Origin of the sequence: Bradyrhizobium sp. SZCCHNR1002 (assembly GCF_032381435.1) — a bacterium.
GTDB lineage: Bacteria > Pseudomonadota > Alphaproteobacteria > Rhizobiales > Xanthobacteraceae > Bradyrhizobium > Bradyrhizobium aeschynomenes.
This window is the reverse complement of the sequence record NZ_JAUHIS010000002.1, coordinates 700332-716085: the sequence shown is the minus strand read 5'-3', so window position 1 is coordinate 716085 and position 15754 is coordinate 700332. Positions and strand designations below refer to the sequence as shown.

General features: G+C 64.5%; 12 protein-coding genes. 9 read left to right on the top strand and 3 right to left on the bottom strand.

The genetic code is table 11. The features are described from left to right. Positions 1-220 precede the first annotated feature (220 nt). The 9 genes from chpT (at position 221) to QX108_RS15615 (ending at position 10733) form a co-directional block, all read left to right on the top strand. A complete protein-coding gene (gene chpT, locus QX108_RS15655) occupies positions 221-883 on the top strand; it encodes a histidine phosphotransferase ChpT (RefSeq protein ID WP_172115018.1) in 663 nt (220 codons plus the stop codon). A gap of 245 nt (positions 884-1128) precedes the next feature. Then, positions 1129-3906 (top strand): hybrid sensor histidine kinase/response regulator, encoded by a 2778-nt coding sequence (locus QX108_RS15650; RefSeq protein ID WP_315799578.1) that lies wholly within the window; start codon positions 1129-1131, stop codon positions 3904-3906. Between the two features lie 25 nt (positions 3907-3931). Further along, complete coding sequence (locus tag QX108_RS15645) at positions 3932-4402, top strand: chemotaxis protein CheW (RefSeq protein ID WP_172114528.1); 471 nt, start codon at positions 3932-3934, stop codon at positions 4400-4402. 68 nt (positions 4403-4470) lie between these two features. Further along, the gene (locus QX108_RS15640; RefSeq protein WP_006613312.1) at positions 4471-4836 is read left to right on the top strand and encodes a PleD family two-component system response regulator; all 366 of its coding nucleotides are present in this window, start codon (positions 4471-4473) and stop codon (positions 4834-4836) included. A gap of 73 nt (positions 4837-4909) precedes the next feature. Then, positions 4910-6103 (top strand): chemotaxis response regulator protein-glutamate methylesterase, encoded by a 1194-nt coding sequence (locus QX108_RS15635; RefSeq protein WP_315725042.1) that lies wholly within the window; start codon positions 4910-4912, stop codon positions 6101-6103. Further along, positions 6100-6969: a protein-glutamate O-methyltransferase CheR gene (locus tag QX108_RS15630; protein WP_315725044.1), complete on the top strand. Its 870-nt coding sequence runs from the start codon at positions 6100-6102 to the stop codon at positions 6967-6969. Before QX108_RS15635 ends, QX108_RS15630 begins: the two co-directional genes overlap by 4 nt. A gap of 217 nt (positions 6970-7186) precedes the next feature. Beyond that, positions 7187-8941, top strand: coding sequence for a circadian clock protein KaiC (kaiC, locus tag QX108_RS15625; protein WP_315725047.1), 1755 nt, complete (start codon positions 7187-7189; stop codon positions 8939-8941). Beyond that, on the top strand, positions 8938-9234 hold the full coding sequence (locus QX108_RS15620; RefSeq protein WP_006613308.1) for a circadian clock KaiB family protein: 297 nt from the start codon (positions 8938-8940) through the stop codon (positions 9232-9234). The genes kaiC and QX108_RS15620 overlap by 4 nt, the downstream gene beginning before the upstream one ends. Positions 9235-9245: 11 nt before the next feature. Beyond that, on the top strand, positions 9246-10733 hold the full coding sequence (locus tag QX108_RS15615; protein WP_315725049.1) for a sensor histidine kinase: 1488 nt from the start codon (positions 9246-9248) through the stop codon (positions 10731-10733). A 476-nt stretch (positions 10734-11209) separates the two neighbouring features. Here QX108_RS15615 and QX108_RS15610 read toward each other — a convergent pair whose 3' ends face one another. The 3 genes from QX108_RS15610 to QX108_RS15600 all read right to left on the bottom strand — a co-directional run bounded on the left by QX108_RS15610 (position 11210) and on the right by QX108_RS15600 (position 15709). Beyond that, positions 11210-13384: a RelA/SpoT family protein gene (locus QX108_RS15610; protein WP_315787527.1), complete on the bottom strand. Its 2175-nt coding sequence runs from the start codon at positions 13382-13384 to the stop codon at positions 11210-11212. Between the two features lie 830 nt (positions 13385-14214). Beyond that, complete coding sequence (locus QX108_RS15605; RefSeq protein ID WP_315787521.1) at positions 14215-15042, bottom strand: hypothetical protein; 828 nt, start codon at positions 15040-15042, stop codon at positions 14215-14217. A gap of 286 nt (positions 15043-15328) precedes the next feature. Continuing rightward, positions 15329-15709, bottom strand: a complete 381-nt coding sequence (locus QX108_RS15600; protein WP_172114542.1) for a hypothetical protein — start codon at positions 15707-15709, stop codon at positions 15329-15331. Between the last annotated feature and the right edge of the window lie 45 nt (positions 15710-15754).

Here is a 15754-nt window from a genome sequence, read left to right as displayed (position 1 = left end):
TCCGTACGCAGCTTGCATCATCGCATCCTCGTCTGGGGCGCCGTACCGGCGCAGCCGGGCAGGGCCGTTCGCACCTTCATTGGGCAGACTTTGCTTGGGAAAACCGCCACGTACTTTCCCGTGTCCTGCCCTCAGCTCGGTGGCGGTCCATGCTTTCGCAGTGTATCAAGCGTTAAAGCAAGCATGATTCGTCCAGTTTCGCGGATTTCAGGAACATCGAATGTCCGGCACGTCCTCCTCCGAGATCGCCAATCCGATTCCCGCTCCCGATACGCTCGAACTTGCTGCTCTGCTCTGCTCGAAGGTCTGTCACGACCTGATTAGTCCGGTCGGCGCCATCGTCAATGGCCTCGAGGTGCTCGACGACAATCCCAAGCCGGAAGACCGCGATTTCGCGCTGGAGCTGATCCGCAAGAGCGCCAAGACGGCTTCGGCCCGGCTGCAGTTCTGCCGCCTCGCTTTCGGCGCCGCCGGCTCGGCCGGCGCGCAGATCGATCTCGGCGATGCGCAGACCATGGCGCGCGGCCACATCGAGGACGCCAAGACCTCGATCACCTGGAATCTGCCGCGGCTGCTGCTGCCGAAGAACCGGGTCAAGCTGCTGCTCAACATGATGGTGGTGGCGCAGCAGACGATCCCGCGTGGCGGCATGCTGACCGTCGATCCGATCGGCGACGGTGAGACCATGAGCTTCCGCGTCGCCGCGACCGGCCTCAATGCGCGGCTGCCGCAGAACATCGTCAACCTGCTCGGCGGCGAGCTGCAGTCGACCATCGATGCGCATGCGGTGCAGCCTTATTACACTCGCCTGCTGGCCGACGCCTGCGGCCTCAAGGTGACGCTCGCGGCCGACGGCGCTGCGATGGTCGTGCAGGCGGCCTGATCGCATTTGCGCGATGCGCAGGCGTCGCTGCTGCGACCTCGTGTCGCCGATGGGCGCATGAATTCGTTTACCAGGGTTAATCAAGTCTTGCGGATGTGTCCGAAATTGTCCGGAGACATCTTATCTCTTTGTTGAGTCCGTTCATTTGCGCTTACTCAACTAATATTAAACGCTTTGCACCGAAACTGGCCACGGTTTGAAGGGCGCGTCATGTCGCGTTCCGTTGCGTGCGAAGGCCAGTTTCAATGGATGACCTGTTGCGTGAGTTCCTGACGGAGACCAGCGAGAGCCTGGATACCGTCGACAATCAGTTGGTGCGGTTCGAGCAGGAGCCGAACAACGCCAAGATCCTGGATAACATCTTCCGGCTGGTGCACACGATCAAGGGGACCTGTGGCTTCCTCGGCCTGCCGCGGCTCGAAGCGCTGGCGCACGCCGCCGAAACCCTGATGGGCAAATTCCGCGACGGCATGCCGGTGACCGGCGAGGCCGTCACGCTGATCCTGACCACGATCGACCGGATCAAGGACCTGCTGGCGCAGCTCGAAGCCAACGAGTCCGAGCCCGAGGGTGAGGACCGCGACCTCATCAGCGAGCTCGAGGCGATGGTCGAGCGTGGCATGGCCGCGATGGCCGCCGGCGAGGCCGCGCCGCCGCTCGTGCCCGCGGCTCCGGCCGCGCCGCCGGCACCTGCGGTGACGCAGGGCTCGCTGATCGACCAGACCCTGGAGCGTCCGCTGCGTCCGGGCGAGGTCTCGCTCGACGAGCTGGAGCGCGCCTTCCGCGAGACCGCGATCGAGACGCCGCCGGCGCATGAGACCGCGCCCGCGCCGAAGGCGTCCGCCCCGCAGGCCGCTGCGCCCAAGCCTGAGCCGGCGAAGGCGGAAGCAAAGGCCGAAGCGCCGAAGAAGGCGGCGCGGGCCAAGGCCAATGCCGACGGCGAGGTGCACGAGAACGACAAGGTCGCCAACCAGTCGATCCGCGTCAACGTCGACACGCTCGAACATCTGATGACGATGGTCTCCGAGCTGGTGCTGACGCGCAACCAGCTGCTCGAGATCGCCCGCCGCAACGAGGACACCGAGTTCAAGGTGCCGTTGCAGCGACTGTCGAACGTCACCGCCGAGCTGCAGGAAGGCGTCATGAAGACGCGCATGCAGCCGATCGGCAATGCCTGGCAGAAGCTGCCGCGCATCGTCCGCGACCTCGCGACCGAACTCGGCAAGCAGATCGAGCTCGAGATGCACGGCGCCGACACCGAGCTCGATCGCCAGGTGCTCGATCTGATCAAGGACCCGCTCACCCACATGGTACGCAACTCGGCGGACCATGGCCTGGAGACGATGGCCGAGCGCGCCGCGAGCGGCAAGGCCGAGCAGGGCACCATCCGCCTCTCCGCCTATCATGAAGGCGGCCACATCATCATCTGCATCGCCGACAACGGTCGCGGCCTCAACACCGAGCGCATCAAGGCCAAGGCCCTCGCGAACGGTCTCGTCACCGAGGCCGAGCTCGAGAAGATGACGGAAGCGCAGATCCACAAGTTCATCTTCGAGCCGGGCTTCTCGACCGCCGCTGCCATCACCTCGGTCTCCGGCCGCGGCGTCGGCATGGACGTGGTGCGCACCAACATCGACCAGATCGGCGGCACCATCGACGTCAAGTCGGTCGCCGGCGAGGGCACCTCCGTCACCATCAAGATTCCGCTGACCTTGGCGATCGTCTCGGCGCTGATCGTCGAGGCCGGCGGCGATCGCTTCGCGATCCCGCAGCTGTCGGTGGTCGAGCTGGTGCGTGCGCGCGCCAACTCCGAGCATCGCATCGAGCGCATCAAGGACACCGCGGTCTTGCGCCTGCGCAACAAGCTGTTGCCGCTGATGCATCTGAAGAAGCTGCTCAAGATCGACGACGGCTCGTCGACCGATCCCGAGAACGGCTTCATCGTGGTGACGCAGGTCGGCAACCAGACCTTCGGCATCGTGGTGGACTGCGTGTTCCACACCGAGGAAATCGTGGTCAAGCCGATGTCGACCAAGCTGCGGCACATCGACATGTTCTCGGGCAACACCATCCTGGGCGACGGCGCGGTCATCATGATCATCGATCCGAACGGCATTGCGAAGGCGCTCGGCGCTGCCGGCTCGGCCTCGCAGGCGGTCGCCGACGAGCATTCCTCGCATCACATCATCGGCGGCGAGCAGCTCACGTCGCTGCTGGTGTTCCGCGCCGGCACGGCGCAGCCCAAGGCGGTGCCGCTGGCGCTGGTCACGCGTCTCGAGGAGATCGCGGCCGACAAGATCGAGATCTCCAACGGCCGTTACATGGTGCAGTACCGCGATCAGCTGATGCCGCTGGTGCAGATGGAAGGTGTCTCGGTGCAGACCACGGGATCGCAGCCGATCCTGGTGTTCGCCGACGAGACCCGCGCGATGGGTCTCGTCGTCGACGAGATCATCGACATCGTCGAGGAGCGGCTCAACATCCAGGTCTCCGGCGCGCGAGACGGCATCCTCGGCTCGGCCGTGATCAAGGGTCAGGCGACCGAGGTCATCGACGTCGGCCACTTCCTGCCGATGGCCTTCGCGGACTGGTTCATCCGCAAGGAGATGGCCACCGAGTCGCAGACGCAGTCGGTGCTGCTGGTCGACGACTCGCCGTTCTTCCGCAACATGCTGGCGCCGGTGTTGAAGTCGGCCGGCTACAAGGTGCGCACGGCGGCCTCCGCCATCGAGGGCCTCGCCACGCTGCGCTCCGGGCATACCTTCGACATCGTCGTCACCGACATCGAGATGCCGGAGATGAACGGCTTCGAGTTCGCCGAGGCGATCCGCTCCGATCAGAACCTGAATCAGCTGCCGGTCATCGCGGTGTCGTCGCTGGTCTCGCCGGCGGCGATCGAGCGCGGCCGCCAGGCCGGCCTGTACGACTACATCGCCAAGTTCGACCGGCCCGGCCTGATCGCGGCGCTGAAGGAACAGATCGAGGAACGGGCGCGCGCCGAAGCCAACCGGCGGGCCGCGTGACAGGAACGGGCAGGAGTAGCGTGCGATGAGCAGCAAGATTGAGACCACCGAGGGCGCAGCCGTCGAATACGTCACCGCGATGATCGGTGGACAATTGTTCGGCCTGCCGATCTCGCGGGTGCAGGACGTGTTCATGCCGGAGCGGGTGACGCGGGTGCCGCTGTCGTCGGCCGAGATCGCCGGCGTGCTGAACCTGCGCGGCCGCATCGTGACCGTCGTCGACATGCGGGCGCGGCTCGGCCTCGCCAGGGCCGAGGACGGCAAGCCGCCGATGGCGGTCGGCGTCGACCTGCGCGGCGAGTCCTACGGCCTCTTGATCGACCAGATCGGCGAGGTGCTGCGGCTGCCGGAGGAGAGCCGGGAGGAGAACCCGGTGAACCTCGATCCGCGCATGGCGAAGCTCGCCGGTGGCGTGCACCGCCTCGATGGCCAGCTGATGGTCATCCTCGATGTCGATCGCGTGCTCGAGCTCGCTGCCGACAAGATGGCGGCCTGAGGCCGCAGCTTTGAGCGCAACGACGCAGATGGCTTCGTTGCATTGGACCCCGATTCCGAGAGGCTGATATGAGAACCTGTCTGGTAGTTGACGATTCCAGCGTCATTCGAAAAGTGGCGCGGCGCATTCTCGAAGGTCTGGATTTCCAGATCGTCGAGGCGGAGGACGGCGAGCAGGCGCTGGAGATCTGCAAGCGCGGGCTGCCCGACGCCGTCCTGCTCGACTGGAACATGCCCGTCATGGACGGCTATGAGTTCCTCGGCAATCTCCGCCGCATGCCCGGCGGCGATGCGCCCAAGGTGGTGTTCTGCACGACCGAGAACGACGTCGCGCACATCGCGCGCGCGCTGCATGCCGGCGCCAACGAGTACATCATGAAGCCCTTCGACAAGGACATCGTGACAGCCAAATTCCAGGAAGTCGGCCTGATCTGATCTCCGTCGGGTCGAGTAGCCCGTGCTCGTCCGGGCTTGCCGTCGCCCTCTGCCTCTGTCCTGTTGGTGAACTATGAGCGTCGCGTTGGCCAGTTCTTCGATCCCGAGTTCGACCAGGCAGGAACCTCTCCGGGTGATGGTCGTGGACGATTCCGTCGTCATCCGCGGCATGATCTCGCGCTGGATCAGCTCCGAGCCGGACATGGTCGTGGCGGCGTCGCTCCGCACCGGCCTCGAGGCGGTCAACCAGATCGATCGCGTGAATCCCGATGTCGCCGTGCTCGACATCGAGATGCCCGAGCTCGACGGCATCGCGGCGCTACCGAAGCTGCTTGCCAAGAAGAAGAACCTTGCCGTCATCATGGCCTCGACGCTGACCCGCCGCAACGCGGAGATCAGCTTCAAGGCGCTGTCGCTGGGTGCGGCCGACTACATCCCCAAGCCCGAGAGCACGCGCGAGGCCTCGGCTGCGGAGAATTTCCACTACGATCTGATTCAGAAGATCCGCAATCTCGGCGCCAAGGCGCGCCGCGCCGCTCCCGTGCATCACGCCCCCGCGGCGGCTCCGCACGTTCACGAGCTCAGGCCGGCCGCGGTGCCGCGCCCGCTCGCCGCACCCGTTCCCGCGCATGCCGCACCCCATGTCCCGGCGCAGATCGCGCGGCGCGCCTTCAGCTCGCAGATGCCGAAGGTGCTGCTGATCGGATCGTCGACCGGCGGACCGCAGGCGCTGATGTCGGTCGTCACCGAGCTCGGTGCGGTGATCGATCGTTTCCCGGTGCTGATCACCCAGCACATGCCGCCGACCTTCACCACCATCCTGGCCGAGCATCTGGCGCGCTCGAGCCGCCGGCCGGCGCATGAGGCCATCGACGGCGAGGTCATCAAGCCGGGCCAGATCTATCTCGCGCCGGGCGGACGCCACATGCGCGTCGCACGCCATGGCGCCGACGCGGTCATCGCGCTCGACAACGGGCCGCCGGTGAATTTCTGCAAGCCGGCGGTGGATCCCCTGTTCACCTCGGCTGTCGACATCTGGCAAGGCGCGACGCTGGCCGTGATCCTGACCGGCATGGGCTCCGACGGCATGCGCGGCGGCAAGGACATCGTCGCGGCCGGTGGCAGCGTCATCGCGCAGGATGAGGCGACCAGCGTGGTCTGGGGCATGCCGGGCGCGGCCGCCAATGCCGGCATCTGCGCGGCCATCCTTCCCTTGAATCAGATTGCACCGAAGCTGGTCCGTCTGTTTGCTGGAGACCGTTCGTGACCCCCCTGGACTATGAGTTCCTGCGTAAGCTCCTGAAGGACAGGTCCGGTCTCGACCTGTCGGCGGACAAGCAATATCTGGTCGAGAGCCGGCTGTTGCCGCTGGCCCGTCGCGCCAACCTGCCGGGCATTCCGGAGCTGGTGCAGAAGATGAAGAGCGGCGCCGAGCAGCTCACGACGCAGGTGGTCGAGGCCATGACCACCAACGAGACGTTCTTCTTCCGCGACAAGATTCCGTTCGATCATCTGCGCGAAGGCATCCTGCCGGCGCTGATCCAGTCGCGCGCCAGCCGTCGTTCCCTGCGCATCTGGTCGGCCGCCTGCTCGACCGGACAGGAGCCGTACTCGATCGCGATGTGCCTGCGGGAGCATGGCGCGGCGCTCGCCGGCTGGCGTATCGAGATCATCGCCACCGACCTGTCGCAGGAGGTGCTGGAGAAGTCGAAGGCCGGTCTCTACAGCCAGTTCGAAGTGCAGCGCGGCTTGCCGATCCAGCTGCTGGTGAAATACTTCACCCAGCTCGGCGAGCTCTGGCAGCTCAGCGCCGACATTCGCGGCATGGTCCAGCACCGCCAGCTCAATCTGCTGCAGGACTTCTCGCATCTCGGCAAGTTCGACGTGATCTTCTGCCGCAACGTGCTGATCTATTTCGACCAGGAGACCAAGGCCTCGATCTTCGAGCGGATGGCCAAGGTGATGGAGCCCGACGGCACGCTGCTGCTGGGTGCCGCCGAGTCGGTGGTTGGCATCACGGATGCGTTCAAGCCCAACCAGGAGCGGCGGGGTCTGTACCAGATCAATCCGGTGCGCAGCCCGCGCGGCGGCGCTGCGCTGCTGCCTGGCCTGAAGGTGGTCGCGGCGCGCTGATCGCGCGCCGTGCGCAAGGACCATCCCGATCCCCTACGGCAGGGCTTTTTCTAAGCCGGGGCTTTCGTCGTCAGCCGGCGGCAAACGCCGGCCGGGCATCGGCGGATCATTCGCAGACGCAAATCTTTTTCCCCGACCCGGAACTTTTTTCGGTCTGGCGCGTCGATTCACGCCTTGGTGTGGCCGAAGCGTGTTGCCTTGATGGCAGGGGGAATGAATGAAAACGAGCGTGCGTCCTCGAATCGTGACGCGGGATCTCCCTGTCATTGCGAAGTCACCGACTGGGATCGACGGCCTCGACGAGGTCACCTTCGGCGGTCTGCCGCAAGGCCGGCCGACGCTGCTGTGCGGCGCCGCCGGATGCGGCAAGACGTTGTTCGCAATGACGTTTCTCTACAACGGCGCGGTCGCCTATGACGAGCCGGGCGTGTTCATCGCGTTCGAGGAGCAGCCCGAGGATCTGATCAAGAATGTCGGCTCGCTGAGCTACGACATCGAGCGGCTGATCGAGCAGAGGAAGATCGTCGTCGACCACATCCATCTCGACCGCAACGAGATCGAGGAGGCCGGCGATTATGATCTCGACGGCCTGTTCATCCGCATCGGGTTCGCAATCGATTCCGTCGGCGCCAAGCGCGTCGTGATCGACACGATCGAGACGCTGTTCGGCGGTCTCGACAACCAGGCCGTGCTGCGCTCCGAGCTGCGCCGCCTGTTCGAATGGCTGAAGAGCAAGGGCGTGACCGCCATCATCACCGGCGAGCGCGGCGACGGCACGCTCACCCGCTATGGTCTCGAGGAATATGTCGCCGACTGCGTGATCCTGCTCGACAACCGCGTGCACGACCAGCTGTCGACGCGCCGGCTGCGCGTCGTGAAGTATCGCGGCACGGCGCACGGCACCAACGAATATCCCTTCATCATCGACCAGGAAGGCATCACCGTGATGCCGATCACCTCGTCGGGCCTGTCGCATGATGCCTCGACGGAGCGGGTCTCGACCGGCATCGCCGATCTCGACGAGATGCTCGAGGGCCGTGGCTACTACAAGGGCTCGAGCATCCTGATCTCGGGCATGGCCGGTGCCGGCAAGTCGACGGTCTCGGCGCATTTTGCCAACTCGATCTGTGCCGCCGGACAGCGCTGCATCTACTTCGCGCTCGAGGAATCGCCGCAGCAGATCGTGCGCAACATGCGATCGGTCGGACTCGACCTGCAGCAATGGGTCGATCGCGGCCTGCTGCGCTTCTCGGCGCGCCGTCCGAACCTCTACGGGCTGGAGACACACCTCGCGGCCATGCACCGTGAGGTGAAGGAGTTTGATCCCGCCGCCGTGGTGGTCGACCCGATCTCGTCATTGATGGGCGCCGGACTTGCCGGCGACGTGCATTCGATGACGCTGCGGCTGATCGACTTCCTGAAGTCGCGTGGGGTGACCGCTCTGTTCACCAATCTCGGCGCCGGCAGCGCGGAGACCGCGACTACGGAGATGCAGATCTCCTCGCTCACCGACACCTGGCTGCTGCTCTACAATCGCGAGAGCAACGGCGAGCACAATCGCCAGCTCTATCTGTTGAAGTCGCGCGGCATGGCCCACTCCAACCAGGTGCGCGAGTTCCTGATGAGCGGCGACGGCATCGCGCTGCGCGAGGTCTATCTGGGTCCCGAGGGCGTGCTCACGGGATCGGCCCGGGTGGCCCAGGAGGTCAGGGATCGTGCCGACCGCCTGCTGCGCACGCAGGACTTGGAACGCCGCACGCGGGAGATCGAGCGCCGCCGGCGCGAGATCGCGGCGCAGATCGAAACGCTGAAGGCGCAGCTTGCCAGCGAGGAGGGGGAGATGGAGCTTCTGAACCTGGAAGGCGCCGCCCGCGAGGATCAGCGCTCCGCCGATCGCATCGCAATGGTGCAGAGCCGCTCGTCGAAGCGAGCGGTGAGCTCGCCGTCGAATCCGATGACATCAGGCAAATGACGGCGACAGCAATGGAACAGGATGGCTATAATCTGCGGCTCTACGTTGCGGGCCAGACGCCAAAATCGCTGGCCGCGCTCGCCAACCTCAAGAAGCTGTGCGAGACGCATCTGCCCGGCCGCTACACGATCGAGGTGATTGATCTGATGAAGGATCCTGCGCTGGCGCAGCGCGATCAGATCGTCGCCATTCCGACGCTGATCCGGCAACTGCCCGAGCCGCTCAAGCGCATCATCGGCGACCTCTCCAATGCGGAGAAGGTGCTGGTCGGTCTGGACATTGCTCCGAGCTGAACGGAGGACGCGTGGCGGCTAAAGATGTGATGCAGGCGGCCCGGCCGCGCAACGAGGCGGAGGAGACCGTCGAGGCGATCCATCGCGGCAATGTCGATGCCGTGGTGGTGCAGGGCCCGAGTGGACCCCAGATCATCATGCTGCAGGGTGCCGACGCGCCCTATCATGTCCTGGTCGAGCGCATGAGCGACGGCGCGCTGACGCTCGATGCAGACGGCAGTATCGTCTACGTCAACTCGCGGCTGTGTGCGCTGACGGGGCTTAGTGCGCAGCAATTGGTGGGGCGCAGCTTCGCCTCGTTGTTCGCCGGCCCGGTGCCGCAGCAGCGCGCCGACGACGCGGCGAGCGATGCGCAGTTGCGCCGCTCCGACGGCGACGGCCTGCCGGTGTCGGTGTGGATGCGGCAGATGGCGATGGGGGGCGTCGCCGCCACCCTGGTGACGCTGACCGACATGTCGATCCAGCGCCGCGCCGAGGAGGTTGCCACCGCCGAGCGCTTCGCGCGCTCGATCCTGGAGCAGGCTACAGATGCCGTGGTCGTGCTGGCGCTGGACGGACGGATCACCCATGCGAGCTGGGTCGCCGAGCAGCTCGCGGAGCGCTCACCGGTCGGGCAGCTGTTCTCGGAGGCCTTTCCGCTCGATGCCCAGAGTGCGAGCCAGCAGGGCACCCTGACCCGCTTCTCACGCGAGAGTCTCGATCGGGCGCTGGCCACCAAGCCCTTCCACGGCGTCGAGGTCGCCCTGCGCAACGAGCGCATGTCCGGTCGCTCGTTTCTGCTGTCCGGCGGGCCGCTGGTCAACGACGCCAAGGACACCGTGGGCTCGATCGTCACCCTGACCGACATCACCGAGCGCAAGCGGGCCGAAGAGCAGCAGACCATGCTGGTCGCGGAGCTGAACCATCGCGTCAAGAACATCCTGGCGATCGTGCAGTCCGTGGCCGGCCAGACGCTGCGCACCTCGCCGTCGCTGCCGGCCTTCAACAAGGCGTTCTCCGGGCGGATCCAGGCGGTGTCGATCGCGCACGACATCCTGACCCAGACGCGCTGGATCGGCATCGGCTTCAACGAGCTGCTCACCACCGTGCTGGCGCCCTACGGCGTCGGTGAAGGCCGCATTGCGATCGAAGGGCCTCCGGTGCTGCTGGAGGCGCGGTTGGTGCTGCCGCTGTCGATGGTGCTGCACGAACTCGCCACCAATGCCTCGAAATATGGTGCGCTGTCCGCGCCCCTGGGGCAGGTCACGATCTCCTGGCGGCGGTGCGACGACCGCAACAGGCTGGAGCTGGTCTGGATCGAACGCGGCGGCCCGCGCGTGGAACGCAGCGGATCGCGCGGCTTCGGCACCACCCTGATCGACCGCGTCGTCCGCTTCGATCTCGACGGTGAAGCCGCGCTGGATTTCGAGCCCGAAGGGATCCACTGCAGGCTCACTTTCGCGCTGACGGCCGAGACGTCCCCCGAACATCCGCCCGCCTCGGCCGTGCAGCCGGATTAGAGCATGATGTGTTTCTTCGGAATCGCATCATGACGGCATGACGCACCTTTTCGATCCCGCAGCGCGCAGCTTCGAGGTCAGCCCCGCTCTCACCCTCCCCTGGAGGGCAGGGCTATCGCATATGGTCAATCTGAGTGTGTCGCGAAACCGTCTCCACATCGTCATGCCCGGGCTCCGTCCCGGGCATCCACGTCGTTCTCAGCAGGCTGGACGACGTGGATGGCCGGGACAAGCCCGGCCATGACGAGGCGGAGGGAGATGGGCGCAAAACACTGATCGCCATATGCGATAGCCCTGCCCTCCAGGGGAGGGTAAGACAGAATTCGCGGGCCTTCCGTCGCCCCTATCAGCACGTTGGCGATCAGAGCATGATGCGTTTCCACATCATCGCATCATCCTCTAGAGGTGCGGGAACCCGCATGATTCCGGAGGGAACATGCGGGCCGTCGAAGGGGACGATGATGGACGAAGGTTTGCTAGCCTTCGATGCGTTCGACCGAGTCGACCGATGAATTGACGCGCAAATGAGCCATGATCGCGCTTAGATGCCTTAGGTCGTAGACATCCAGGTCGACGATGAGCTCGTTGAAGCCCAGAGAACGACGCGTGGAGATGTTATCAATGTTGCCGTCCTGCTCGTTGATCACCGAGGCTATGGCGGCCAGGTTTCCCGGCTCGTCGACATATCTGACGAGAATGCGCGCCGGAAAGCGCCGGGGGCCGGAGTCGCTTTCCTCCCAGCGGGCGTCGACCCAGCGTTCAGGCTCGCCCTCGAACTTCTCCAGCGATCTGGATTGAATCGGATAGATGGTGAGCCCCTCGTTCCGAGTGACGATTCCGACGATGCGCTCGCCCGGCAACGCACCGCCCTGAGGCGCGAACTTGACGGGCAAGCCGGATTTGAGGTCTCCAACCCAGGTAGATCTCCAGCCGCTTGTCCGATTTTCCTGCGTCGTGAAGAACCGTACTCTGATCGCAACGCCCTTCTTTCCGCCGGGACGGAGACCTTGATCTTCCTGGTAATCGGGATAGATCGCCCGTGCGACATTGGACGCCTTGATCTCTCCGCGCCCCACGGCTGCCATCACCTCGTCGACCGAGCCGCGGCGCAGTCGGGGGAGCGCTCCCTTCAGCTTGTAGTCGACAAAATCGAGCTTGATCCGCTCGAAAAATCTCTCGACGATACGCCGGCCCAGGTCGGCGTATTGCTCATCGACCGCTTTGCGGGTCGCTCTCCGGATCGCTGCCCGCGCCTTGCGTGTCCGCGCAAGCGTCTCCCATGCAGCCGGCGGCGCAGTCTGCGCGTCGGATATCAGCACCTCGACGGAGTTCTCATTTTCGAGCTCCGTCGACAGCGCCGCGAACTCTCCGTTGATCTTGCAGCCCACAGCACTGTTGCCCACGTTCGTGTGAACTGCGTAGGCGAAGTCGATGGCTGACGCGCCCCGCGGCAGTGCGATCAGCTTGCCTTTCGGAGTGAAGCAGAAGACCTGATCGCGAAAGAGCTCGAGCTTGGTATGCTTGCGGAAGTCTTCGGTGTCCGCGTGCTGCGAGAGAGCACCGATCGTCTGACGCAACGAAGCGAATGCATCCGATTCCTGCTTCGACGGCCTGCCGAACGAGTCCGCATCGCTCTCAAAGGAAGACGCTGTCGTCCCGAGTTCGGCGATGAAATCCCCCTCGTCGGTTCGGATCTGCAGCTCGATGCGTTGCTTGCCTGGGCCGATCACCGTGGTGTGAATGGCGCGATAGTCCATCTCCGTCGGTGTGGAGATGGTGTCCACGAACTTGCCGGGGACGACCGGCCAGACGGTGTGAACGATGCCGAGCGCCCGGTAGCACGACGCGTGATCCTGCGTAATGATGCGGAACGCATAGTGGGTGAGCTGCTCGAAACCGAGCGATCGGCGCTGCATTTCGAGCCAGATCGCGAATGGCTTCTTGCGTCGTCCGATGACCCGGGCCGCCAGTCCGCGCTCCCGGAACTTCGTTGCCAGCTGGCTTTCGACCTCGGTGATCAGGTCGGGGTTTCGTGCTGTGATCGCGTCGAGCCGCTGGAGCAGCAGACCATATGCGCTCGGATCGATCGCGCGAAAGGACAAGTCTTCGAGCTCCTCGCGCATCTCCTGCATGCCGACGCGGCCGGCGAGCGGTGCGTAGATTTCGAGCGTCTCTTGTGCAAGACGAAACTGGTCCGCCTCCGGCATCCGCTCCAGACCTCGCATCTCGTGAAGTCGAGCAGCCAGCTTGACCAGGAGGACCCTCACGTCGCCGGCGATTGCGACGAGGAGCTTCCGCAGGTTCTCCGATTGCTCGGACGCCTGCGGAACAAGCTCCAGCTTCCTCATTCGCTTGAGGCCGTCCACCAGCTGACCGACCTCACGCCCGAACAACTGCTCAATCTCGCCTACCTCGATGCGCGCGGCTTCCGTCTCGGCGCTGCCGCCGTGAATGAGCGCGGCGACGATCGTCGCATCGTCCAGCCGCTGGTCGCAGACGAGCTTTGCGATCGCTGCCGGTGACGATTGCCTGCCCTTCGGTGCAGTCTGATGAGTTCTTCCATTGAGCGTGCCGTAGCGATACGCGCGTCGGATCAGGTTCTCGTCCGTCCTTGGATTGTAGGTTCGTATCTGCTCGACGAGCTGGTCGATTTCGGCGGTGTCTTCCTGATCTCCTTCGCTCGTGTCGTCAAATGCGGGCTGTTCATCGATGGGAGCGCTCTGGCTCGCCGTTTCGATCGAGATCCTGCGCGCCGGAGTGCCCGGCGGGCTATCGATGGCCTCGATATCGTGAAGAGCGCTTCCAAGCCGGGCAAGGGCTTCGCTCGCTCGGCGAGCGAGCTCCTCCGATCGCCCCCTTCCGGTGAACGCCCTGATGACGTCGAAGGGAAGCAGGACCTTGATCCGCGATGAGCCGAGATGCTCGATTTCGATGGCTCCGAGCGCAGGCGCCACATCGTCTCCCAGGCCGGCGTCTCGTGCCAGGCGCCTGAAGGCGATCATGAGCTGTTGCCGCGTGAGGGTGCCGTAACGCCAAGCGTCCGCATCCTCCGGGCCAAATCTGCGGCGCATGAACGCGAACGCGTCACCGACGAGTGCGAACACGTCTTGATCCGGTATTCCCAGAGCCAGATCGAGACCGGTGAGCGGCATCACGCCGAGCATCTCATCCCGCTCCGGTCCGAGCTTGATCCAGATGTCGGCCGGTGTGCCGATCAGAGCCGAGTTCTTCCAGATGAAGACATCGGTCCACGGCTCATGGAGCGCGACGATCCGGTGCTGCTCCGGGGGCAGGCGAAGGATGCCGCCGGACTCGAACACATCGAAGCCGACGATCTCTCCCGAATGGTCGGCTTCCACCGAACAAATCGCCGTGTACCACGCGTTCGACTGCGGGCTGGCGACAAAGCAGGGGAGAGCAAATCCCCTCGAGGACAGCGGGGCATATCCGGCCAGGATCAGTTCGGAGGGGCCGGTGTCGATCACCGGATCAAACCCTGCGACTTGAAGAACCTGATCGCAACTCGATTGATCTCCTGCTGGAACTCGTTGGGCGTCTTGTTGGGCTGCCAGTCGTAATGGTCCCAGGGAACGTTGCGTTGTTGCAGGAGTGAAATGAAGTCGTCGTTGGCAGGCTGGCCATCCTCCTCGAGGTACTGCTTGGGAAGAATCGCGAGCAAGACGTTGTCCTTCAACGGGACGCCGTGATTGACGGCGATCTCTACGGCCGAGGCTCGCTTGTCCGGCTTGTTGCTGCCGGTCCTTGCCTGGCGCGCAATGTCGACATATCCGCGGGTCACCGTCTCGTGCATGGGGACGTCGTCGAGGATGTCCGGCCGCAGATTTCCCTCGAGGTAGTCTTCGAGTGAACCGAAGGCCCATTTGATGTGCCGCGCAGCAGCCTCGAGGGTCGGCTCCAGCTCGTAATCGTCAAGGGGGATGTAAGGGTCCGCTTGACTGTCGAAAACGCCCTTGATCGCGGCTCCAGTATCGAACGGATAGACGTGATAGGGCGTCTTGAGCGCCTCCGGCCGGACGATGAAGACGAATGGGAAGCGGTTGATCTGGTGCGACTTCTCATCGCCATCCTTGAGCCGGTAGGCAAGTCTCACGGCAAAGAAATAGAGCAGCTCTTTCTGGAAAGCCCTGCACTTGCGTATCTCCAGATCGCCGCTGCTGACGATCTCACGCGCATTCCCGACCGCCGTGATGTGGACGAGCGGCAAGTCCTGCCGCACCGCCATTGTGCTGGTGCGTTTTTGGAGCTGACGATCGGCGGAGCCGCTTTTACGCCGTTTGATGCCTCGCATCTGATATCCGAAACAGGAATGGCCGCTCAAAAGAGCTGATCGCAAAGCCCGATCATTCCGTTCAACTGCAGGTTTGGCAATATGGAATCATCTCTCCTGCGAAGGCTGCAGGAGCGCGCTCGGACGCACGCCAGCGATCATTCCGGCAAACCGTTGCTCCGGCCGGTCGATCTGTCATGATACCGTTTGGCAACTTGTTGATGGAGGATGAGAACCCGATACGTCGTCGCGGTCGCGGCCCTCTGGCGCTGTCAGTCCGGCGCGGGTGATCAGCCTGACTGCGAGGTTAACGCGGCAGGAACGTCGCCTCGCACATCGCACGCAGCGCGCGCTCGTCGAATGGTTTGGCGAGCCGGGGCAGGCTGCGAAACTCGGGCGGAAACAGGGTTGCATCGTCATAGCCGGAGGTGATGACGATCTTCAGTCCGAGCGCGATGAGCTGCGGCAGCACCGCGAAGATCTGCTCGCCGCGCAGGTTGACGTCGAGCAGTGCGCCATCGAGGCTGCCGCGCTCGGCCTCGCGCAACACGTCGGCGACGCGTGACACCGGGCCGATCACGTCGCAACCGAAATCCTTCAGCACGGTCTCGAGCTCGAGCGCGATCAGCCCCTCGTCCTCGGCGACCAGGATACGCAAGCCGTCGAGCTGAGAATTGTCCGTCGCCATGCCTCACATCCGGTCGCGCGTGGTCGCCGCGTCGAGGAGTTCCGT

Coding starts and splice junctions, on each gene's coding strand:
- chpT (WP_172115018.1), top strand. CDS start 221: ATGTCCGGCACGTCCTCCTCCGAGATCGCCAATCCGATTCCCGCTCCC.
- QX108_RS15640 (WP_006613312.1), top strand. CDS start 4,471: ATGAGAACCTGTCTGGTAGTTGACGATTCCAGCGTCATTCGAAAAGTG.
- QX108_RS15645 (WP_172114528.1), top strand. CDS start 3,932: ATGAGCAGCAAGATTGAGACCACCGAGGGCGCAGCCGTCGAATACGTC.
- QX108_RS15620 (WP_006613308.1), top strand. CDS start 8,938: ATGACGGCGACAGCAATGGAACAGGATGGCTATAATCTGCGGCTCTAC.
- QX108_RS15650 (WP_315799578.1), top strand. CDS start 1,129: ATGGATGACCTGTTGCGTGAGTTCCTGACGGAGACCAGCGAGAGCCTG.
- kaiC (WP_315725047.1), top strand. CDS start 7,187: ATGAAAACGAGCGTGCGTCCTCGAATCGTGACGCGGGATCTCCCTGTC.
- QX108_RS15600 (WP_172114542.1), bottom strand. CDS start 15,709: ATGGCGACGGACAATTCTCAGCTCGACGGCTTGCGTATCCTGGTCGCC.
- QX108_RS15635 (WP_315725042.1), top strand. CDS start 4,910: ATGAGCGTCGCGTTGGCCAGTTCTTCGATCCCGAGTTCGACCAGGCAG.
- QX108_RS15605 (WP_315787521.1), bottom strand. CDS start 15,042: ATGCGAGGCATCAAACGGCGTAAAAGCGGCTCCGCCGATCGTCAGCTC.